Source organism: Phaeobacter gallaeciensis, assembly GCF_001678945.1.
Taxonomy (GTDB): Bacteria; Pseudomonadota; Alphaproteobacteria; order Rhodobacterales; family Rhodobacteraceae; genus Phycobacter; species Phycobacter gallaeciensis_A.
In genome coordinates this window covers 3,085,824-3,107,009 of sequence record NZ_CP015124.1, presented here as the reverse complement: position 1 = coordinate 3,107,009, position 21,186 = coordinate 3,085,824, and the positions used below count along the sequence as shown (strand labels likewise).

General features: G+C 60.3%; 20 protein-coding genes. 14 read left to right on the top strand and 6 right to left on the bottom strand.

The genetic code is table 11. From position 1 onward, the window contains the following. Positions 1–151: 151 nt before the first annotated feature. The 3 genes from tldD (at position 152) to topA (ending at position 5,911) form a co-directional block, all read left to right on the top strand. On the top strand, positions 152–1,573 hold the full coding sequence (gene tldD / locus JL2886_RS14755; RefSeq protein ID WP_065272703.1) for a metalloprotease TldD: 1,422 nt from the start codon (positions 152–154) through the stop codon (positions 1,571–1,573). 257 nt (positions 1,574–1,830) lie between these two features. Then, entirely contained in the window at positions 1,831–3,027 is a 1,197-nt protein-coding gene (gene dprA, locus JL2886_RS14750) for a DNA-processing protein DprA (RefSeq protein WP_065272702.1), read from the top strand. Between the two features lie 187 nt (positions 3,028–3,214). Further along, entirely contained in the window at positions 3,215–5,911 is a 2,697-nt protein-coding gene (topA, locus tag JL2886_RS14745; protein WP_065272701.1) for a type I DNA topoisomerase, read from the top strand. Positions 5,912–6,100: 189 nt separating this feature from the next. Here topA and JL2886_RS14740 read toward each other — a convergent pair whose 3' ends face one another. Continuing rightward, on the bottom strand, positions 6,101–7,231 hold the full coding sequence (locus JL2886_RS14740; protein WP_065272700.1) for a Hint domain-containing protein: 1,131 nt from the start codon (positions 7,229–7,231) through the stop codon (positions 6,101–6,103). 258 nt (positions 7,232–7,489) lie between these two features. Between JL2886_RS14740 and JL2886_RS14735 the strand changes: the two genes are divergently transcribed. Together JL2886_RS14735 and JL2886_RS14730 are read left to right on the top strand one after the other, a co-directional pair. Continuing rightward, positions 7,490–8,212: a CoA transferase subunit A gene (locus JL2886_RS14735; RefSeq protein WP_065272699.1), complete on the top strand. Its 723-nt coding sequence runs from the start codon at positions 7,490–7,492 to the stop codon at positions 8,210–8,212. Then, positions 8,212–8,841 (top strand): 3-oxoacid CoA-transferase subunit B, encoded by a 630-nt coding sequence (locus tag JL2886_RS14730; protein ID WP_065272698.1) that lies wholly within the window; start codon positions 8,212–8,214, stop codon positions 8,839–8,841. The genes JL2886_RS14735 and JL2886_RS14730 overlap by 1 nt, the downstream gene beginning before the upstream one ends. A gap of 253 nt (positions 8,842–9,094) precedes the next feature. On the opposite strand, the gene JL2886_RS14725 is transcribed toward JL2886_RS14730, so the two are convergent. The 4 genes from JL2886_RS14725 to JL2886_RS19500 form a co-directional block, all read right to left on the bottom strand. After that, positions 9,095–10,054 carry an alpha/beta fold hydrolase gene (locus JL2886_RS14725; protein ID WP_237028381.1) on the bottom strand — a complete coding sequence of 320 codons (960 nt, stop codon included), beginning with the start codon at positions 10,052–10,054 and terminating at the stop codon, positions 9,095–9,097. Between the two features lie 56 nt (positions 10,055–10,110). Then, positions 10,111–10,725 carry a pyridoxamine 5'-phosphate oxidase family protein gene (locus JL2886_RS14720; RefSeq protein WP_065272697.1) on the bottom strand — a complete coding sequence of 205 codons (615 nt, stop codon included), beginning with the start codon at positions 10,723–10,725 and terminating at the stop codon, positions 10,111–10,113. A 35-nt stretch (positions 10,726–10,760) separates the two neighbouring features. Then, entirely contained in the window at positions 10,761–11,225 is a 465-nt protein-coding gene (locus JL2886_RS14715) for a DUF1348 family protein (protein ID WP_065272696.1), read from the bottom strand. Positions 11,226–11,325: 100 nt separating this feature from the next. Further along, complete coding sequence (locus JL2886_RS19500) at positions 11,326–11,586, bottom strand: hypothetical protein (RefSeq protein ID WP_133245351.1); 261 nt, start codon at positions 11,584–11,586, stop codon at positions 11,326–11,328. 220 nt (positions 11,587–11,806) lie between these two features. On the opposite strand from JL2886_RS19500, the gene JL2886_RS14710 reads away from it, so the two are divergent. Next, positions 11,807–12,388: a TetR/AcrR family transcriptional regulator gene (locus tag JL2886_RS14710; protein WP_065272695.1), complete on the top strand. Its 582-nt coding sequence runs from the start codon at positions 11,807–11,809 to the stop codon at positions 12,386–12,388. A 23-nt stretch (positions 12,389–12,411) separates the two neighbouring features. On the opposite strand, the gene JL2886_RS14705 is transcribed toward JL2886_RS14710, so the two are convergent. After that, the gene (locus JL2886_RS14705; RefSeq protein ID WP_065272694.1) at positions 12,412–13,236 is read right to left on the bottom strand and encodes a lytic transglycosylase domain-containing protein; all 825 of its coding nucleotides are present in this window, start codon (positions 13,234–13,236) and stop codon (positions 12,412–12,414) included. A 368-nt stretch (positions 13,237–13,604) separates the two neighbouring features. Here JL2886_RS14705 and JL2886_RS14700 point away from each other — a divergent pair, with 368 nt between their 5' ends. From JL2886_RS14700 to JL2886_RS14670, 8 genes are all read left to right on the top strand, one after another. Next, the gene (locus JL2886_RS14700) at positions 13,605–13,799 is read left to right on the top strand and encodes a hypothetical protein (protein WP_065272693.1); all 195 of its coding nucleotides are present in this window, start codon (positions 13,605–13,607) and stop codon (positions 13,797–13,799) included. A 140-nt stretch (positions 13,800–13,939) separates the two neighbouring features. Beyond that, positions 13,940–14,074, top strand: coding sequence for a hypothetical protein (locus JL2886_RS19780; protein WP_257784236.1), 135 nt, complete (start codon positions 13,940–13,942; stop codon positions 14,072–14,074). Positions 14,075–14,184: 110 nt separating this feature from the next. Next, positions 14,185–15,045 (top strand): Flp pilus assembly protein CpaB, encoded by an 861-nt coding sequence (cpaB, locus tag JL2886_RS14695; protein ID WP_065272692.1) that lies wholly within the window; start codon positions 14,185–14,187, stop codon positions 15,043–15,045. A 238-nt stretch (positions 15,046–15,283) separates the two neighbouring features. Then, the gene (locus tag JL2886_RS14690) at positions 15,284–16,690 is read left to right on the top strand and encodes a type II and III secretion system protein family protein (protein WP_065272691.1); all 1,407 of its coding nucleotides are present in this window, start codon (positions 15,284–15,286) and stop codon (positions 16,688–16,690) included. 20 nt (positions 16,691–16,710) lie between these two features. Continuing rightward, positions 16,711–17,340: an OmpA family protein gene (locus JL2886_RS14685; protein ID WP_065273730.1), complete on the top strand. Its 630-nt coding sequence runs from the start codon at positions 16,711–16,713 to the stop codon at positions 17,338–17,340. Positions 17,341–17,487: 147 nt separating this feature from the next. After that, positions 17,488–18,726, top strand: a complete 1,239-nt coding sequence (locus JL2886_RS14680; protein ID WP_065272690.1) for an AAA family ATPase — start codon at positions 17,488–17,490, stop codon at positions 18,724–18,726. A gap of 26 nt (positions 18,727–18,752) precedes the next feature. Next, a complete protein-coding gene (locus tag JL2886_RS14675) occupies positions 18,753–20,213 on the top strand; it encodes a CpaF family protein (protein WP_065272689.1) in 1,461 nt (486 codons plus the stop codon). After that, positions 20,213–21,181, top strand: a complete 969-nt coding sequence (locus JL2886_RS14670; protein WP_065272688.1) for a type II secretion system F family protein — start codon at positions 20,213–20,215, stop codon at positions 21,179–21,181. Before JL2886_RS14675 ends, JL2886_RS14670 begins: the two co-directional genes overlap by 1 nt. The last annotated feature ends 5 nt before the right edge of the window (positions 21,182–21,186 follow it).

Sequence of the window (21,186 nt, the reverse complement as noted above, 5' to 3'; positions counted from 1 at the left end):
AGCTTGATTCCATAAAACGCACCGAACCCGTTGTCTTTGACGCTGCTTAAAATCATATTCCAACGTGCAGATAAAGAGGCAGGCGAGCGGCAAAGCGTCGCTTTCTTGATTTAGATCAAAAAAAACCGCCGTCGCGAAGAGGATTTGAGACATGGAAACCACGGCCTACCGCCCGTTTGAGACCAGCCTCCCCGAGGATGAGGCGCTTGGCGTGCTGCGCAGCGCCACTCAAGGGGCCGACGATGGCGAGATTTTTGCCGAGCGGCGCAAATCGGAGGCGCTGGTGTTTGATGACGGGCGGCTGCGCAGCGCCAGTTACGATGCCTCCGAAGGCTTTGGCTTGCGGGCGGTCAATGGGGATGTGGCGGGCTACGCCCATTCCACCGACGTGTCGATCAGCGCTCTGACCCGCGCCGCGGAAACGGCGCGCCTTGCGGTGGGCGATGGCGGCGGCACCTATGCCGAACCACCTGCGGCCACCAACAGACATCTTTACGCCGACACCGATCCGATCAGCGCTCTGCCCTTCCCGGTGAAGGTCGAGACCCTGCGCGAGATCGACGCGTTCGCCCGCGATCTGGATCCTCGGGTGGTTCAGGTCTCGGCGACGCTGGCGGCCTCCTTGCAAGAGGTAGAGATCCTGCGCGCCGACGGGGTGCGGGTGCGCGACGTGCGCCCGATGACCCGGCTCAATGTCTCGGTGATCGTGGAACAGGACGGCCGCCGCGAAAGTGGCTCGGCCGGAGGCGGTGGTCGGGTTGGTCTGGACGGGTTGATTGATCCCGTTAGTTGGCAGGCCAAAGCCCGCGAAGCGCTGCGAATCGCGCTGGTCAATCTTAAAGCAGTGCCCGCCCCTGCCGGGGAGATGGAAGTCGTGCTTGGGCCGGGCTGGCCGGGCATCCTCTTGCACGAGGCCATCGGTCACGGTCTTGAGGGCGATTTCAACCGCAAGGGCAGTTCGGCCTTTGCCGGGCTGATGGGGCAGCGGATCGCCTCCCCGGGAGTCACAGTGCTTGACGATGGCACCATCCCGGATCGGCGCGGCTCGATTACGGTCGACGATGAAGGTACCCCTAGCCAGAAAACCACTCTGATCGAGGACGGCATTCTGGTTGGCTTTATGCAGGACCGCCAGAACGCCCGCCTGATGGGGGTTGAGGCCACCGGCAACGGACGCAGGCAAAGCTATGCCCACGCCCCCATGCCGCGGATGACCAACACCTATATGATGGGCGGCGATGCCGATCCGGCAGACCTGGTGGCCGGAATCAAGGACGGGATCTGGGCCGTGGGATTCGGCGGTGGCCAGGTAGACATCACCAACGGCAAGTTCGTGTTTTCCTGCACCGAGGCCTACCGCGTGCAGAACGGCAAGGTCGGCGCACCGGTGAAGGGCGCAACCCTGATCGGCGATGGTGCCACCGCGCTGCAGCAGATTCGCGCCCTCGGCAACGACATGGAACTGGATCCCGGCATGGGCAATTGCGGTAAAGCAGGCCAATGGGTACCCGTCGGAGTCGGCCAACCCTCTGTTCTGATGGGGGGACTCACCGTTGGCGGGGCCGCAATATAGGTAAAGATTCTCCCATCATCCCCTTCTGGGTTGAGCACAAAACGGACCCAACGGTCCGTTTTTTTGCGTGACTGTATCAGAAACTGAATCAGTCTTGCCGCCGAGAAGAGGGCGCCATTCGCGATCGCGCCAACTTTTTTCATTTAAAAACAAATAGCTATTCAAAGAATTCGAAAATCTTCGGAAAATTAAGGGTCATTCACCACCTGTTAACCCGTCAAGGTTAATTCTAATTGTGCAAACAGGCGGAGCAACGGATGACTGAAGAAGCATATTCTTCCACTCACCCCCCACTCCCACCCACCACGGAAGATCTCCGGCGTTCGTGGCTTCGCCTTTTGCGCTCCAGACGGGTAGGTCCGGCTACATTTTACCGGCTGCTGTCTGAACACGGTTCAGCGCAGAATGCGCTGGAAGCGTTGCCTAAAATGGCACGTTCCGCTGGGCTCAAAGGGTATGAAATATGCCCTTCCGATGCGGTAGACGCCGAAATAAATGTCGCAAAAGCCGCCAAAGCGCGGCTTTTGTGCTTTTCGGATCCTGAATATCCCGCTCCGCTTGCGCACCTGAAAGACGCACCGCCCGCGCTTTGGGCCATTGGCGACCTGTCCTTGCTGCAACGTCCCATGATTGCCATCGTCGGGGCCCGCAATGCCTCCTCCCTCGGGACGCGGATGGCGCGGGCACTGGCGCATGATCTCAGTGCCGCAGGATATGTGGTCGTCTCCGGGCTGGCGCGCGGCGTGGACACCGCCGCGCATCTTGCCGCCCTGCCCTCCGGCACCATTGCCGTCATGGCAGGCGGCGCTGATGTGATTTATCCTTCGGAAAACAACCGTCTGGGCAAGAGTATCGGCGAGCAAGGTCTGATCCTGTCCGAACAACCCATGGGCCTGGCACCCCAGGCCCGCCATTTCCCGAAACGCAACAGAATCATTGCCGGGCTGGCCCAGGCCGTTGTGGTGGTCGAGGCCGCAGCCAAATCCGGCAGCCTGATCACCGCCCGCGACGCATTAGATCTGGGCCGCGAGGTGCTGGCGGTTCCTGGCCATCCCTTCGATGCCCGCGCTTCGGGCTGCAACATGCTGATCCGCGACGGGGCGCAATTGGTGCGCAATGCCGCAGACGTGATCGCCGCGCTGCCGCCGGTGGAACAGCCTGCCCCTCTTTCAGGCTCTACGGATCAGCCTGACGCGCCACCTGCCAACGCAGGCCTCGCGGATCTGCCGCCGCCGCCTCCCGAACGGCGAAGCCTGCGCGAAACAGCCGCGCTGCATCAACAGGTTCTGGCTCGTCTTGGCCCCTCTCCCACGCCGGAGGATCAATTGCTGCAGGACCTCTCTGTCGCGCCAAAGGAGCTGTCGTCGGTCCTGACCGAACTGGAACTGGATGGCGCAGTCGACCGCCATCCCGGGGGCATGCTGTCCCGCCCGCCCGGAAGGGACGAAGGATGACGTGGGCCAGCCGATCCGGGCCGGCAACCCGGTCCTCACAGCTTGCCCCACATGGCGCAAAACATGGTGCAAAGGCAGCGCAACGCATGCGTCCAAAGCCCACGGATTGACAATCTCCCCTTGCGCGCCACATGTTGCCCCGCCATAGAACGCGCAGTATCCGCCCCTCAAGAGGTCCTGAATTTACATGCCAGTTGTTGTCGTCGAATCCCCGGCCAAGGCCAAAACAATCAATAAATACCTGGGCTCTGACTACACTGTGCTGGCGTCTTACGGACACGTCCGTGACCTGCCGCCAAAGGATGGGTCGGTCGATACCGAGCATGAGTTTGACATGAAATGGGAGGTCGGAAACGACAGCCGAAAACACGTCAAGGCCATCGCCGACGCTCTGAAAGAAGACAACGCCCTGATTCTCGCGACTGACCCTGATCGCGAAGGAGAAGCGATCAGCTGGCACCTGCAGGAAGCGCTGACCAAGCGCCGGTCGATCAAGAAGGACACACCGGTGAGCCGCGTGACCTTCAACGCGATCACCAAGGAAGCTGTCGCCGAAGCGATGAAAAACCCGCGTCAGGTGGATATGCCGCTGGTCGAGGCCTATCTGGCCCGCCGCGCGCTGGATTACCTCGTGGGCTTCAACCTGTCGCCGGTGCTGTGGCGCAAACTGCCCGGCGCACGGTCCGCAGGCCGTGTGCAATCGGTCTGCCTGCGTCTGATCGTTGAGCGCGAGATGGAGATCGAAGCCTTCAATCCGCGCGAATACTGGTCGGTGAAGGCGCAACTTTCGACCCCGCGCGGGCAGGAATTCGAAGCACGCCTGACGGTCCTGGGCGGCGACAAGCTGGATAAATACAGCCTCGCCAACTCCACTGCCGCAGACCTGGCGGTCAAAGCAGTTTCCAGCCGCGACCTGAAGGTGCAATCGGTGGAGGCAAAGCCTGCCTCCCGTAACCCGTCGGCGCCCTTCATGACCTCCACCCTGCAGCAGGAAGCCAGCCGCAAGTTCGGCATGGGTGCACGCCAGTGTATGAACGCGGCGCAGCGGCTTTATGAGGCAGGCTATATCACCTATATGCGGACCGACGGTATCGACATGGCGCCCGAGGCGGTTCAGGCCGCCCGCGCCGAGATCGAAACCCGCTATGGCGCCGACTATGTGCCCTCCTCGCCGCGCATCTACAAGAACAAGGCCAAGAACGCCCAGGAAGCGCACGAATGTATCCGCCCCACGGATATGAGCCGCGATGCAAAAAGCCTGAAGGTCAGCGAAGAAGAGCAGCGCAAGCTTTATGATCTGATCTGGAAGCGCACGATCGCCTGCCAGATGGAAGGAGCCCGGATGGAGCGCACCACCGTCGATATCGGATCAGGCGACGGTCAGGTGGTGCTGCGCGCCACTGGTCAAGTGGTGCTGTTCGACGGTTTCATGCGCGTCTACGAAGAAGGCCGCGACGATGTGGTGGACGAGGACGACAAGCGCCTGCCGCAAATCATGAACGGCGAAAACGTCAGCTTTGCCTCCTCGCTGGCAGCGCAGGCAGAAAAAGCAGGCAAGGACGCCGCGATCCTGTCGGAGAACGCCGCCGTTCTGGGCCTGCAGCACCACACCCAGCCGCCACCGCGTTATACCGAGGCGACGCTGGTCAAGAAGATGGAAGAACTGGGCATCGGCCGTCCGTCGACCTATGCCAGCGTGATCACCACGATCCAGGACCGCGAATACGTCCGCAAGGAAAAGAACCGCCTGTTCCCCGAGGACAAGGGCCGGATCGTCACCATATTCCTACTGAACTTCTTCAAACGCTACGTGGAATACGATTTCACCGCAGCGCTGGAGGAACAGCTGGATGACGTCAGCGCCGGTGAGGCCGATTACAAGGACATCCTGAGCAATTTCTGGCGCGACTTTTCCGCTGCGATTGCCGAGACATCGGATCTGCGGATCTCCGAGGTGCTGGATGTGCTGGACGATGCGCTGGCGCCGCAGCTCTACCCGCCGCGCGAAGATGGCACCGACCCGCGCATCTGCCCCAAATGCGGCGCGGGCCAGCTGCACCTGAAGACTTCGCGCACCGGCGGTTTTGTTGGCTGCGGCAACTACCCGGAATGCAACTACACCCGCCCGATCTCTGGCGAAGGCGCCGAAGGCTATGAGCGGGTCCTTGGCGAGGATGACGGTGACGAGATCCACCTGAAATCCGGCCGCTTTGGCCCCTATGTCCAGCGCGGCGAGGCCACGCCGGAAAACAAGAAGCCGCCACGCTCCTCCCTGCCAAAACAGGGCCGCGATTATCTGCCGGGCTGGGGCCCGAACGAGATCACTCTGGAGCAAGCCGTAACGCTACTGACCCTGCCGCGCCAGATTGGGGAACACCCCGATGGCGGCATGATCGCCTCGAACCTCGGCCGGTTCGGTCCTTACATCATGCACCAGCGCCCGGATGAAGAAAAACCGGTCTACGTGAACCTGAAAGAGACGCTGGATGTCTTTGAAATCGGGATGAACCGGGCGGTGGAAATGCTGGCCGAGAAACGCGCCAACCCGGGCCGCGGCCGCCGCGCTGCTGCCAAGCCGCTGAAGGAACTGGGCGAACACCCCGAAAGCGGCGGCGCCATCAGCATCATGGACGGTCGTTATGGGCCTTACGTCAAATGGGAGAAGGTAAACGCCACCCTGCCCAAGGACGTAGAGCCCAAGGATGTTACCGTGGAAATGGCGGTGCAGCTGATCGCCGACAAAGCGGGCAAGACCAAGAAGAAAGCCCCGGCGAAAAAGGCCGCGCCCAAGAAGGCCGCTGCAAAGAAAACCCCTGCCAAGAAACCTGCGGCGAAAAAGACAGCCAGCAAGAAGACCGCAGCCAAAGACGCAGGCGACAGCTAGGCTCGACCTTCGCCACACATGACTACCCTTGCCCGGCCAGAAACCGGGTGGCTCCCGCCGGACCGGGTCACAGTGAAGAACTGTGACCGTTCCGTTGGGCCCGGCGCCGCTGACGCGGCGCGGTCCGGGCTGGCCATCTTTGCACAACCCAAATTCAAGCTCGTCCAGGCGGCATTCTAGGTTCAGCGCCTAGGCGCGATCCCACAGCATGCCTGACGAAGCCTCCCAAGCGGCTGGGTTCGCCAGAGGCGGCCGTTTGTTACGCCGGTGACGCCGGACGAGGTTCGCAGCCGCAGCGCCGGAAATGCAGGGTCTGGCGGCACTTGGCGCGGGCTGTCCCTGCATCAGAAACGGCAGGCGTTTTCGCAGGCTGGCGCGGTTTTCCGGCGACAGGCCTGCCAGTGCGATGGGGCCCGGTAGAAAACTCTCGACCGGCGCGCCTTCGGCGAAGAGGATTTCGTGCCGTTTGAGCATCAGGTGCCAGTAGTGATGCCTCGCTTGCACCACCGGCTGGGTGACGCCCGGCAGATCGATCATCTTCGTTGCCGGGACAAAGACCTGATCCGTTCCAAACATCCGGCCTGCAATGGGCGAGTCGAACAAAACCCGGTGCTGCGGCGACAGATAGAGATCGCGTTCCGGAAATCCCGCACCCAGCGCCTTTTCCCGAAGCCGGATCGGGGAGGTCCGCCGCCCCGCTGACACGGTTTCCTGCCCCAGCCAGATCAGGGGTTGAAACCCATGATCCAGCGTTTCCACGAGATCGCCGACCGACAGGCGCTCCACCGGGACCTCCCCGGCCGCTGCGCGTATCCGCGTTCCTTCAAGGAAGCAGACAACAAAAGCATCGGCTTCGCGGTCGACATAGGCATGGGTGCCCGCGTCATTGACGATGCCGGTGAACGTCATCGAGCGAATGCCGCCATCATTCAGCACATCGTTTTTGGCCGACCCCACCAGGAAGGGCGCCAGAAAGGTGCGCCCGGACATATCCTGCAGCAACAGAATCTCGGCTGCGGCTGTGGAGCCGTCATTGAAGACGAGATCGACTTGGTAGTCGATGACGCTGTCGAGCCCCGACGCGATGCCATCAAAGATCACATCTTCGGGAGACCAGCCGTAATCATTGCTGGAAACCGCACCGTCACCGCTTGGATCATCGAGAGTGAGATAGTCCAACTGCTGATACAAGGGAGATTCAGCAGAGCCGAAGGTCATGCCGACCAGCGCCGCCGCATTCTCGGCCACCGCATCCTGTTCGTCAGGATCCAGATCGGCCATGGCCCCCAGATTGATAACTTCGATTGTTTTCTGAGCCAATACAGGGCTCCTACACGCAACATATTCAACTATTCCAACATTAGCCGGACAACTCTTAACATTCCCCTTTCCGGAAACCCGTTTCGCTGAGCATCATTGACAGTAGGTCCTGGCACGGCCATGCCACGCGACACCGGTGGTCACGGCGTCGGTCATGGGAACCTGACTCCGTAGAAATACGCGTTTTTCTCCGTATTATTGACTCTGCCGACGCCGAGGCGCAGAACCCTGTCCAATAGGCAGTTTAGGGAGAACTCCGTGAAAAAAGTCTACTCCAACGCCGCCGAAGCGCTTGACGGGCTGCTTCATGACGGCATGTTCATCGCCGCCGGGGGCTTTGGCCTCTGCGGTATTCCAGAGCTTCTGCTGGACGCGATCAAAGACGCCGGCACCAAGGATCTGACCTTCGCCTCCAACAACGCGGGCGTTGATGATTTTGGCATCGGCATCCTGCTGCAGACCAAGCAGGTGAAAAAGATGATCTCCTCCTACGTGGGTGAGAACGCCGAATTCATGCGTCAGTACCTGTCCGGAGAGCTGGAGCTGGAATTCAACCCGCAGGGCACCCTGGCCGAGCGCATGCGCGCAGGCGGCGCGGGCATCCCCGGCTTCTTCACCAAGACCGGCGTGGGCACCGTGATTGCCGAAGGCAAGTTCGAAAAGCAGTTCCCGACCGGACCGGATGGCGCCATGCAGGACTACATCATGGAAGAGGGCATCTTTGCCGATCTCGCCATCGTGAAAGCCTGGAAAGCGGACGAAACCGGCAACTTGGTGTTCCGCAAGACCGCGCGTAACTTCAACGTGCCCGCCGCCACCTGCGGCAAGGTCTGCGTTGTCGAGGTCGAGGAAATCGTGCCCACTGGCAGCCTTGACCCTGATCACATCCACCTGCCCGGTATCTATGTGCACCGCATCATCCAGGGCGAGCACGAAAAGCGCATCGAACAGCGCACCGTTCGTCAGAAGGAGACCGCATAATGGCTTGGGATCGCAATCAGATGGCCGCACGCGCGGCACAGGAGCTGCAGGACGGCTGGTATGTGAACCTCGGCATCGGTATCCCGACGCTGGTGTCGAACTACATCCCCGAAGGCGTCGAGGTGACGCTGCAATCCGAGAATGGCATGCTGGGCATGGGCCCCTTCCCCTATGAGGGTGACGAGGATCCCGACCTGATCAACGCCGGTAAACAGACCATCACCGAACTGCCGCAGACCGCGTTCTTCGACTCGGCACAGTCCTTTGCGATGATCCGTGGCGGCAAGATCGCCATGGCGATCCTGGGCGCGATGGAAGTGGCGGAAAACGGCGATCTGGCCAACTGGATGATCCCCGGCAAGCTGGTCAAAGGCATGGGCGGCGCGATGGATCTGGTCGCAGGCGTTGGCCGTGTGGTCGTGGTCATGGACCACACCAACAAGCACGGCGACAGCAAGGTTCTGAAGGCCTGCACCCTGCCGCTGACCGGCAAGGGCGTCGTGGACCGCATCATCACCGGTCTGGGCGTTCTGGACGTGGTCGAAGGTGGCCTGAAGATCGTTGAGCTGGCCGAAGGCGTCACCGAAGAAGAACTGCGCGCCGCAACCGAGGCGACCATCGTCAACTGATTGCTTAGCGACAGCAGAAACAAAAAAGGCCCGCCTGATACGTTAGGCGGGCCTTCTTTTTGGCCGAAGCGGGTGCAGGACCTCAGATCACCCGCGCCGTGCCAGAGGCGTACATACTTGCGCTGTGCCCACAGGAGATGACGGCCTGCAGCAGCGATGTAGCGCCCATGTCCTCGCCCCGGGTAGTGTCGATGGCAAAGGTATTACGGCAGTTAAACAGGCGGGGGCGGATATCATCCCGGCCCCCACCCTGTCAGTTGTTGATACGATCGAGAAAGCTCAGCATCTTCCCGGCGATTTCATGACCCTTTTCCTGCAGGGCGAAATGGCCGGTGTTCAGCAAGTGAAACTCCAGATCGGTAAGATCGCGTTTATAGGGGTGCGCCCCTTCCTCGGGGCAGATCTGATCATTGGCGCCCCAGACCAACAGCGCGGGGGGCTGGTGTTCGCGAAACAGTGCCTGCCACTTGGGATATTCGCCGAGGTTCTTGCCGTAATCGAGGAACATTTCCAGCTGCACCTCCTGGTTGCCCGGGCGGTCCAGCAGATACTGGGCGTGCCAGAAATGGTCCGGGCTGACGCTGGCGGGGTTCTCTGCCCCATGGGTGAACTGCCATTTGGTGGCATCAAGGGTCAGAAAGCCGCGCAGCGCATCGCCGTTCTCCGGGCTGGGATTGGCCCAATAGGCGCGCATCGGCCCCCAGAACTCCCTTAGCCCCTCTTCATAGGCATTGGCGTTCTGGATGATGAAACCCGAGACCCGCGCCGGATCCTCGGCGAACATGCGAAACCCAACCGGCGCGCCATAATCGGTCATATAGACTGCGTAATTATTCACGCCCTTCTGGTCCAGAAGCTGCGTCACCAGATCCGCCGTATTGGCAAAGCTGTAGTCATAATCGGCAGCAAGCGGCATGTCCGAGGCGCCAAACCCGGGATAATCCGGCGCGATCACATGATACTCCTGCGCCAGCACCGGGATCAGGTCACGGAACATATAGGAAGAGCTGGGGAACCCGTGCAGCAGCAACACCGTCGGGTTCCCGGGATCACCTGCCTCACGATAGGCAATCGTGAGGCCCTCGATCATTTGCGAGGAAAAGGCGGTCTCAGGCATCGTGGATGCCTGAGCCGACGGCGCCACCGCAGGAGAGAGCGTAAGCGCCGCCGTAACAAGGGCTGAATTCAGCATGTTCATCGGGTCGAATGTCATATCAATTTACCTCGTAACAGAACGTACTGCAGCCAGCAGAAACGGAATGGCTGCCTTCAGACCTTCTGGCCTGCTTTCAGTCTTTCATTCTCCGCCTTGAGCTGGGCCAGCTGGCTGCGCAGGGGGGCCAGGTGGGGCTCCAGCTCCTCCAGCGTCAGACGCTCGGGGATGTGGCTGGGGCAATTCCAGTCAAAGGCTTCCAGATGGATCAGGATGGCCCGCTCAGGCGCGGCGCGCGCGCCGGTCGGGAACAGGCCATCCGTGGCCTCGGCACCTTCGATGATTTCAACCGTGCCCCAGATCTTCAGCCGCCGCCGGTTCGGGTAATCCATCAGGATCATCGCGAGACGGGCGTTGTCGGTCAGGTTGCCAAGCGAGATATACTGCTTGTTGCCGCTGAAATCGGCATAGGCGATGGTCTTTTCGTCCACCACTTTCAGGAAACCGCGCGGTCCACCCCGGAACTGGACGTAGGGCCAGCCGGTTTCCGAAACGGTTGCCTGATAGAAGCCGTCGCGCTCGGCGATAAAGGCGGCTTCGGCGACGCCGATCCGATCGCCGGAGCGTTCCGGGGTTTCCAGCAGGCGCCCATAGGCACGGGCAGACCCCTGCCGCTTCTGATGCTCACGCACGGATTCGGTAAAGGCAATTTCTGCAAAGGCACGGGGCATGGTTGCTCTCGCTTTCTTAGGACTGAACGGGCAGATCAGAGACCGAGGTCAGACAGACCGGGGTGATCATCGGGGCGACGGCCCAGCGGCCAGTGGAACAGACGCTCGTCTTCGCTGATCGGCTTGTCATTGATCGAGGCGATGCGGCGCTGCATGCGGCCGTCTTCGGCGAATTCCCAGTTTTCGTTGCCATAGGCCCGGTACCACTGGCCGCTATCATCGCGCCATTCATAGGCAAACCGCACGGCAATGCGGTTGTCGGTATAGGCCCATAGTTCCTTGATCAGGCGGTATTCCAGCTCACGCGACCACTTGCGGGTCAGCAGGGCGCGAATTTCATCGTGGCCGGTGACGAATTCGGCGCGGTTCCGCCAGGGGCAGTTATCGGTATAGGCCGGTGCAACGATCTGAGGATCGCGGGTGTTCCAGCCATCTTCGGCAAGGCGCACCTTCTTTTTGGCGCTGGCTTCGTCGAAAGGCGGCAAGGGGGGACGGGTCATTCGGCGTGTCCTTTGGTCTTCATTTGGTTCGGAGGAGGAGAAGGTAAGGAAACCCCGGCCAGGGGGAGGCTTGGCCGGGGTTTATTGAGGGCGGCACCAATCAGTCGGCGGCCACCTTCAAGGCGAAAGCCGGGGTGTTGGCCTTCGCCACATGGGCAGCCACCGGGGCAGCCACATGAACGGTAAAAAGGGTTGCGAGAGCGGCAGCGCGGCTCGGCGCCATGACGCCATTGGCGGGGTCAGACGGAAGGGAAAGAACGGTAGCTTCCGGCGGTGGGGGCGCTAGCATCGCCACGGCAATACCTGCGGTCAGAACAACGGGAGCCAAAGGGGATCGCATGGGGCTGAATAGTCGTTTCATCTGCGCCTCCACTGCTGCGCTTGCTTAACTGTACTGATCGGTAAATCTTGAACCCAAAGTGTACTGATCGGTACCCTTTTGCAATTCATTTTTTGTGATGTCCATTGAACGAATTCGTGAACACGATCTCAATCCTATGAAATTGTTCACTTTAATGTGTCGCAGTTGCCAACGCTGTACCTGCAAACTATGTACAGATCGGTACACAAAGAGACGAATCATGCGCCCAAACAAGCGAGACGAGCTGGTCCGAAAGGCCCTTGATGTATTTTACCGGAACGGGTTTCACGCCACCGGCATGGACAAGCTGGTGAGCGAAACCGGTGTGTCGAAGACATCGATGTACAAACACTTCCGCACCAAGGAGGATCTGATCCTCGCGGTGCTGCGCCTTCGGGATGAAAACTTCCGCCACTGGCTTTATCGCCGCATCGAAGAGCTGAGCGACACGCCGAAAGGACAGATGCTGGCGTTGTTCGACGCGCTTTCGGAATGGTTCACCAAGCCCGAGTTTCGTGGCTGCATGTTCATCAAGGCAAGCGCCGAGTTCCAGGAGATCAACCACCCGATCCACGCCCAGTCGGCCGCGCACAAGCAGATCCTGCAGGACCATTTTTCCGAAATCGCAGAGGCCGCCGACGCCAATGATCCCCGGCTGCTGGCCCGTCAGCTGCTGCTGCTGAAAGAAGGCGCAATCGTCTCGGCAGTGCTGGCGCGCGGCGGCGGGCTGGCCGGAGACCCCGCTGCGGACGCCAAAGAGGCCGCGCGCGGGCTGATTGATCTGCAGATCCCCTCAACCTGACACCTGCCCGGTTGTTCAACCGGTCATTCAAACCGGCGGAAAACGCAGCCGTCGGTGATCAACTCGGGCGGCGTCATGCACAGGCTGCGGGCCACCTGATAGGCCGCCAGCACCTTTGGCACGTAATCCCGCGTTTCCGGAAAGGGCGGCACGCCCTGATGGCTGCGCACCGCGCCCTCACCCGCGTTATATCCGGCCAGGGCCAGAACCGCGTCGTTTTCAAATTCCTGCATCAGCCAATCGAGGTATTTGACGCCCCCCGCAATATTCTGCGGCGCCTCGAAGGCATCGGTGACCCCAAACCGGATGGCGGTGTCCGGCATCAACTGCATCAGCCCCTGCGCCCCGGCCGAGCTTTGCGCATCTACCCGCCCCTCGCTTTCCACCGCGATCACCGCCAGAGCCAGCGCCGGAGAGACCCGTGTGCCCACACTGGACAAAAGGATCGGCGTGCCTTGCGCTGCAACGATGTCCTGCAGCAGCTGCAGCCGCGGCGCAGCAACGCCACCTGTGCCCCCGGGTGAGGAAAGCGCGGCGATGGCAAGCTCCAGACGTGCAGCGCCGGTTGTCGCCCCCAGTTCCGGCGCAACCTGCTCCCAGAACCACTCATAGCGCCCCGGCTGGATCTCTCCGTCAGCTTCGCCGGTCGCCACCGCTTGCGCTGGGGGCGCCTCTGCATTTGGTTCGATTTGCACGGTGATGCGCGGCCCTGCCCCGGGTTGCGGCGGCTTAACCCGCTTTGCCTCGAAGTCGGGAAAAGGTTTAGGCGCCTGTTCCGCGCTTACGGGAAACGCAAGCCAAAGGGAAAACCACACCGCAACAGCGGCACGAAAACGACGAATGGTCATGGGACTATTCAAAATCCTGTGAAGCGCTCAGCTTTTGGTTCTCAAGACTCGGTGAAATCCCTACCCGAATCCAGTCCACAGGTTCAGAATCTGGCATATTCGCCATATTTACAGGGGCCTGCCGCGCAAAAGCCACGCAGGTTTACATCTCATAAAGACGTAAGTCCTTTAGTTTCAGAGCTTTGCTAAATTTCTTTAAAAATCATTAAATTTTGACTGCCTTTCCGGTTTTCGGCCCAAATGCTGCCACGCTCACCCGGCTATATGTATTCATCCAAGCCGGACAGGGTCGGTGAGAGAGAGAGACAGACCCACACAACGGACGGCGGGATAGTGCAAATTCAGTGATCCTTTGGAGGGACATAACCATGATCAAGTTCATCAAAAACTTCCGTAAAGACGACTCTGGCGCCGTGACCGTTGACTGGGTTGTTCTGACCGCAGCCGTTGCCGCCCTGGCAGGCGCTGTCTACACCGCAATCGAAACCGGCGCAGGCAACCTGACCACCTCGACCGGCTCCTACATCGCAGGCAAGACCCCGACCGACTCGACCGGCGGCTAATAGCCTCACCTAGGCAAGACTATCGGGGCCGCGTCTTTCACGTCAAAGGCGTGGCCCTTTTCCTTTCCCGGAATTCCCGTTTTAAAAGGTAGCCCGACATGAAAAAGATCTGGTCTTTCCTAGCCAGGGATGAGGGCGCAGTGACTGTTGACTGGGTCGTTCTGGCCGCTGCTATCGTGGGGCTTGCCGTATTGATCTCTTCTGCCATGCAGGATGGGGCGATGGGGCTGGCCAATGCGATGCTCGCTTACATGTCTAACTGGTCGTTCGGCTGAAGCCAGCCACACAACAGACTGTTTGCATGACAGGACGGCAGCGTCCTGATCGATCCATGCACCGGTGTCGCATGCCGCGGAACCGGTTAACGTGAATGAGAGGTACCACAATGCGTGCGGTTTTCGGACTCGTGCTGATTGTCGGTGTCGCCCTGGCCGGTGGCGCCGTTATGATGGCGAAGAACTACATCTCGGCCTATCAGAACGAACTGGCCCGCGAGCGGGCAAACCGGGCCGAAGTCGTCCCGGTCACAGATGTATACGTTGCAGACAAGGCGCTGAAATATGGCGAACGGCTGTCCGAGGATGCCGTCCGCAAGGTACGCTGGCCGGAAAATGCCGTTCCGGAAGGTGCATTTACCAGCCTTGAGGCGCTGTTCCCGCCCGAACGCGCCGATGAGCCGCGCGTCGTGCTGCGCACCATGGAAAAAGGCGAACCGCTGCTTGCGGTCAAGGTCACCGCACCGGGCGAAGATGCAGGTATTACCTCGCGCCTGGCTCGCGGCATGCGTGCCTTTGCCATCAAGGTTGATGTGGCATCCGGTGTGTCCGGCTTCCTGCGCCCCAGTGACCGCGTCGATGTCTACTGGACCGGCACCGTGCGGGGCACCAATTCCAATGTCCAAGGGGAAGTCACCCGGCTGATCGAAACCAACGTCGAGTTGATCGCCGTCGATCAGAGCGCAGGCGGAGACATCAGCGGCGCGGTGATCGCCCGCACCGTCACCGTGGCCGCCCGCCCCGAGCAGGTCGCTGCCCTCGCCCAGGCCCAAAGCACCGGCAAACTGTCCCTCGCCCTTGTTGGCGCGCAGGACGATACCGTGGCTGCGCTTGTCGAAGTGGACCAGCGCAAACTGCTGGGGCTCAGCGCGGTGGAAGCACCGGTTATCGCCAAGGAAGAGCGGGTTTGCACCATCCGCACCCGCCGCGGAGCCGAGGTGGTCGAGATCCCGATCCCCTGCTCCGACTGAAGCAAAAACAGGCGCCACATGCCGAAAAATGAAATAGTCCCAAAACCTTGGACCACGCGCCAGTTGCCCAGAATGGGTCTCTGGCGCGCTTTTTTGTTGCCCCGACCCCACACAGCCGCGCCGCCACAACAGCCCGTTATCCTTTGATTCTTGCAATAAATCGGGAACTGCCGCACAGTGACCTGAAATATCGGGCAAAAAGACCCGGAGTTGAGGCGTGATCGGAAAGGCAGGTCACATGGCATTTCGTAGGTTTGTAGCGGCAGCCCTGACCGGGCTATCGTTGGTGTGTATGGCCGTCCCGGACGGGGCTTTGGCCAATGGATTGCGCGTGGTGAAGAAAGGGACTTCGGCATCGCTGAATGTGCCTATGAACCGCGCCGTCGTGGTCGAAAGCGACGAACCCTTTGCCGAACTGAGCATCGCCAATCCCAGCATCGCCGACATCTCTTCTCTTTCCGACCGCACGATCTATGTGCTTGGCAAATCGCCCGGCCTGACCACTCTGACGCTGCTGGATGCCTCGGGGCGGCTGATCACCAATGTGGATGTGCGCGTCGCCGCCGATGTGACCGAGTTCAAGGAACGCCTGCGCCAGATCCTGCCCGGCGAGAAGATCGAAGTGCGTACAGCCAATGACGGTATTGTGCTCTCCGGCACCGCCTCCAGCTCGGCCCGACTGCAGCGGGCGCTGGATCTGGCAGAACGCTATGCCCCCGACCGCGTCAGCAACCTGATGTCCGTCGGCGGTGTGCAGCAGGTCATGCTCAAGGTCCGTTTTGCTGAAATGCAGCGTTCCGTCTCCAAATCGCTCAGCTCTTCGCTGGGGATCAACGGCGGCAGCAGCTTTGGCGTTAATGGCGGCACCAACACGCTCAACAACCAGACCGGCCTGACCAATTCGCTGTCCGGAAATATCCCCGTCGCCAATAGCAACACCGGCGCGGTCCTCTTTGGCTTTAACGCCGGATCGGTTCAGGTCGGACTGCTGTTGGAGGCACTTGAACAGAAGGGTGTCGTGCGCACGCTGGCCGAACCCAACCTTTCCGCCCTGTCCGGACAAGAGGCAAAATTCCTGGCCGGCGGTGAATATCCGGTTCCGGTGGCCCAGCAAGATGGGCTGATCACCGTCGAATTCAAACCCTTCGGGATCGAGTTGAACTTCATTCCCCGCGTGGTGGATGAGGACATCGTGAACCTGGAACTGAAGGCCGCCGTCTCGGCCATCGACCCGACCAATTCGCTGGAGCTGAACGGGCTATCGATCAACGCATTTTCACGCCGCGAAACCTCGACCACAGTTGAGATGCGTGATGGCGAAAGCTTTGCCATTGCCGGACTGATCAAGGACGAATTCCTTGATAACTCGTCACAATTGCCCTGGCTTGGGGATGTACCGGTGCTGGGCGCCCTGTTTCGCAGCGCCGATTACCAACGCGCCCAGACCGAACTGGTCATCATCGTCAGCGCCCATCTGGTCACCCCGACCCGTGGCGAGGCCCTGACGCTTCCGACCGACCGCATCAAGCCGCCGAGCGAAGCGGACCTGTTCCTGTTCGGCCGCACCGCACGCAGCAGCTCCGGCCCCGCCAGTGAAGTGGCGAAACAGGACTTCAACGGCTCTTATGGCTATGTAATGGACTGACCACAGGAAAGATGGGGCCGATGATCAAGAAATCCGCTGTTCTGGCACTGCTTCTTGCCACTTCCGCCTGCGCAACGCGGGAAGCGGGCAAACCGCTGTCAGGTGACCTGTTTGGCCAATCCAATGCCAATAATACTGCCGTGATGAGCGGCGAGCGCGATTTCGCAATCCAGCTCGCGGGCCGGTTCGCCGAGGAAGTTCCGACCACCATCAACTTCGAATTCGACAGCGCCCAGCTTGACAGTGCCGCCCGCGCGACGCTGGACCAGCAGGCACACTGGATCAAACAGTTCCCCGAGGTCCGCTTCCGCGTTTACGGCCATACCGATGCCGTCGGCAGCAGCAGCTATAACATACGCCTTGGTCGGCGCCGCGCACAGGCCGCCGTTAACTACCTGGTTTCACGCGGGATTAGCCGGGCCCGGCTGGAGGCAATGGTATCCTATGGCGAGACCCAGCCGCTCATCGTCACGCAGGACCGTGAACGGCGCAACCGCCGCACCGTGACCGAGGTCAGCGGCTTCCTGAAACGCCATCCCACGGTGCTAGATGGCAAGTATGCGCAGATCATCTACCGCGAGTATGTGGCCAGTGCCGTTCCCGCCTCGACGCTGACGGCTGAGCAATCGCTGCAAAGCAATCTGGAATAAAATTCCGACTCAAAACCCCTTAACTTTTCCCTACAATTGGGGCTTTTTCGTCCAATTGTGGTCAAGATCTTAACGGACATTCTCTACAAGAGGTGAGGTGCGCCCCGCTCCGGGGCCCGGCTTCTTTTGACTATGAGGATGTTGGCGATGAGCAGCGGACTGCCGCAAACTGATACACCTGCAATTGTTGCCTGTACGATCAGTCGCGATGTTCAGAATTTCGACCTCTTGATCGAAGACATGGAGGCAGCTCTGGGTGAAGCCTGGGGCGATCTCGGGTTTTCCGAGGCGCTGGCGTTCTTCGCCCAGCCCGAGGCAGAAACCCTGCAATTCGTTGCCATGGCGATGGATGCCCAGGACGAGGATGATCTGACCCTGATGGGGGAAATCATTGCACAGGCTCATGCCAAGGAGATCAAGGTCATCCTCATCGCCGAAGACGTGACCCCGGCAGCGCTGCATTCGCTGCTGCGCCAGGGCGCCGATGAATTCATCCCCTACCCCTTGCCGGAACAGGAATTGCAGGCGGCCATCGACCGGCTCAGCGCCGAGGACAAGCCGCCGGAACCCGACACCAATCCGCACCAGCTGAAAAGCGGCAGTCGACGCGAAGGGGCCTTGATCGCCTGCCACGGCCTGGCCGGTGGCACCGGATCGACCACGCTGGCGGTGAACCTCGCCTGGGAGCTGGCCGAGCTCAGCAAGAGCAAGGAACCACGCGTCTGCCTGTTGGATTTCGACATGCAATACGGTTCGGTTTCCACCTATCTTGACCTGCCCCGCCGCGAAGTCGTGATGGAAATGCTGAGCGAAACCGAAAGCCTGGACGAAGAGGTGTTTGGACAGGCCCTGCTGCCCTTCCAGGATAAACTTCAGGTGCTGACCGCCCCATCGGACATGATCCCGCTGGAAATCATCACCCCTGAGGACGTGGAACGGGTGATCGAAATGGCGCGCAGCCATTTTGATTTCGTGGTGGTCGATCTGCCACATACGCTGGTGCAATGGTCCGAAACCATCCTGCACATGGCGCATGTCTATTTCGCGATGATCGAGCTTGATATGCGCTCGGCCCAGAACACCCTGCGGCTGAAGCGGGCGCTGCAATCTGAAGGCTTGCCGTTTGACAAGCTGCGCTTTGCACTGAACCGGGCGCCGAAATTCACCGATCTGAGTGGCAAGAGCCGCGTCAAACGCATGGCAGACAGTCTCGGGATCTCGATTGAACTCTTGCTACCGGACGGCGGCAAACCTGTACTGCAAAGCTGCGACCACGGTCTGCCGCTGGCGCTGTCCAATCCAAAGAATCCACTGCGTAAGGAAATCGCGAAGCTCGCGCAATCCCTGCACGAGCTGGGCCAGGCGGAAGCCGACGCAGCCGCTTAGGCTGCGGCAAAACCGGGGGATAGAAGTTGTTTTCGAAATACAAAAAACCAGCCGCCAAGAAACGTCCGGCACCGGTTCAGGCATCTGCTGCGCCTGTCGCAGCTGCCCCAACGGCCGCCGAAGCTGCGCCCAAAGCGGCCGCCTCTCTACGTCGGCCCATGACGCGCGCCAAGGCCGAAGCGCCGCAGGCGGACAGGGACCGCAAGCGCAAAGAACGGCTGGGCGAAATCAAGGTGCAGCTGCACCGTGAACTTCTGGAAAACCTGAACCTCGCAGCCCTTGAAAAAGCCAGCGAAAAGGAATTGCGTACCGAAATCTCGCAGATCGCCGGCGAAATCCTTGAAGAAAAGGGTATCGCCCTCAACCGCGAAGACCGCATGACGCTCAACAAGGAGCTGTATGACGAGGTCACCGGTCTGGGGCCGCTGGAAACCCTGCTTCAGGACGAAACCGTCAGTGATATTCTGGTCAACGGGCCGCAGCAGATCTTTGTTGAGCGCGACGGCAAGCTGCAACTGTCGGATGTGACCTTCAAAGATGAAAAGCACCTGATGCGGATCATCGACAAGATCGTCTCTGCTGTGGGTCGGCGGGTCGATGAATCCAACCCTTATGTGGACGCCCGCCTTGCCGATGGCTCCCGTTTCAATGCCATGGTCCCGCCAGTTGCGGTTGACGGATCGCTGGTTTCGATCCGGAAATTCAAAAAAGACAAGCTCGGCATCGACGATCTGGTGAACTTCGGCGCCTTCACCGAAGAGATGGCCGCCTATCTTCAAGCTGCCGTGTCGACCCGGCTGAATGTGATCGTCTCGGGCGGTACCGGTTCGGGCAAGACCACCACGCTCAACGCGCTGTCCAGCTTTATCGACGATTCGGAACGCATCCTCACCATTGAGGATACCGCCGAACTCCAGCTGCAGCAGACCCACGTGGGCCGCATGGAGAGCCGCCCGCCAAACGTCGAAGGCAAAGGCGAAGTTTCCCCGCGCGACTGTTTGAAAAACGCCCTCCGGATGCGCCCAGATCGGATTATCGTCGGCGAAACGCGCGGTGAAGAGGTCATCGACATGCTGCAGGCGATGAACACCGGCCACGACGGATCGATGACCACGATCCACGCCAACTCGGCCCGCGACGGGATTTCGCGCCTTGAGAACATGATCGCCATGGCCGGGATTGAAATGCCGATCAAGGCGGTGCGCAGCCAGATCGCCAGCGCGGTGAACGTGATCGTTCAGGCCTCACGCCTGCAGGATGGTTCGCGCCGAATGACCTCGATCACCGAAATCACCGGCATGGAAGGCGATGTGATTTCAATGCAGGAGATCTTCCGCTTTCAACGCGTCGGGCTGACCCCGGAAAACAAGATCATCGGCCATTTCACCGGCACCGGCGTACGCAGCCACTATTCCGAACGCTTCCGCCTATGGGGCTATGACCTGCCGCCGTCGATCTATGAGCCCACGCGGATGGAGGTGATCTGATGCAAATCCCTATCGAACCGCTGATCTACGGACTGATTTTCGTCGGCGTCATCGTGCTGGTCGAAGGCATCTATCTGGTCGTCTTTGGCAAGTCCATCCGGCTCAACAGCCGGGTCAGCCGTCGTCTGGAAATGATGGAGAAGGGCAATACCCGCGAACAGGTTCTGGAACAGCTGCGTAAAGAGCTGAAACAGCACGGCAAATCTCAAACCATCCCACTTTATTCTTTGCTGGCGGAACGGGCTCAAAAGGCAGCGATCGCCTTTACCCCCAAGCAGTTGATCATGATCATGGGCGGGGTTGCGATCATCGCCTTTATCGGGCTCAGCGTGGGCACCGCTGCACCGTTCCCCGTGCGCATTTTGGGCTCCATCGTGATCGGCGTCGGCGGCGTCTTCTTCTGGGTCAACAAGAAGGCCACCAAACGTATGGCGATGATCGAGGAACAGCTGCCGGACGCGGTCGAACTGATGGTGCGTTCGCTGCGGGTCGGCCATCCTTTCACCTCGGCCATTCAGATCGTCTCGAACGAAATCGAAGACCCGCTTGCCTCAGAGTTCGGCATGATTGCCGATGAAGCCGCCTATGGCCGCGACGTGGGTGAATCGCTGAAAGAAATGGCCGAACGGCTGGACATGCAAGACATGCGTTTCTTGGCAGTCGCCGTCACCATTCAACAGCAATCGGGCGGCAACCTGGCCGAGGTTCTGGCCGGGCTGGCCAAAGTGATCCGCGCCCGCTTCCGCCTGTTCCGCAAGGTGAAGGCGATCACCGCCGAAGCGCAGTGGTCGGGCAAGTTCCTCTCTGCCTTTCCACTGCTGGCGCTGGGGGGCATCCTTCTAAAGGATCCGAACTATTACGACAATGTTCTGGATCACCCGTGGTTCATACCTGCCTGTTTCCTTGTCGGGATCATGCTGACCGTGAACCTGTTCGTGATGAAAATGCTGACCAATATCGAGGTCTGAGGAGC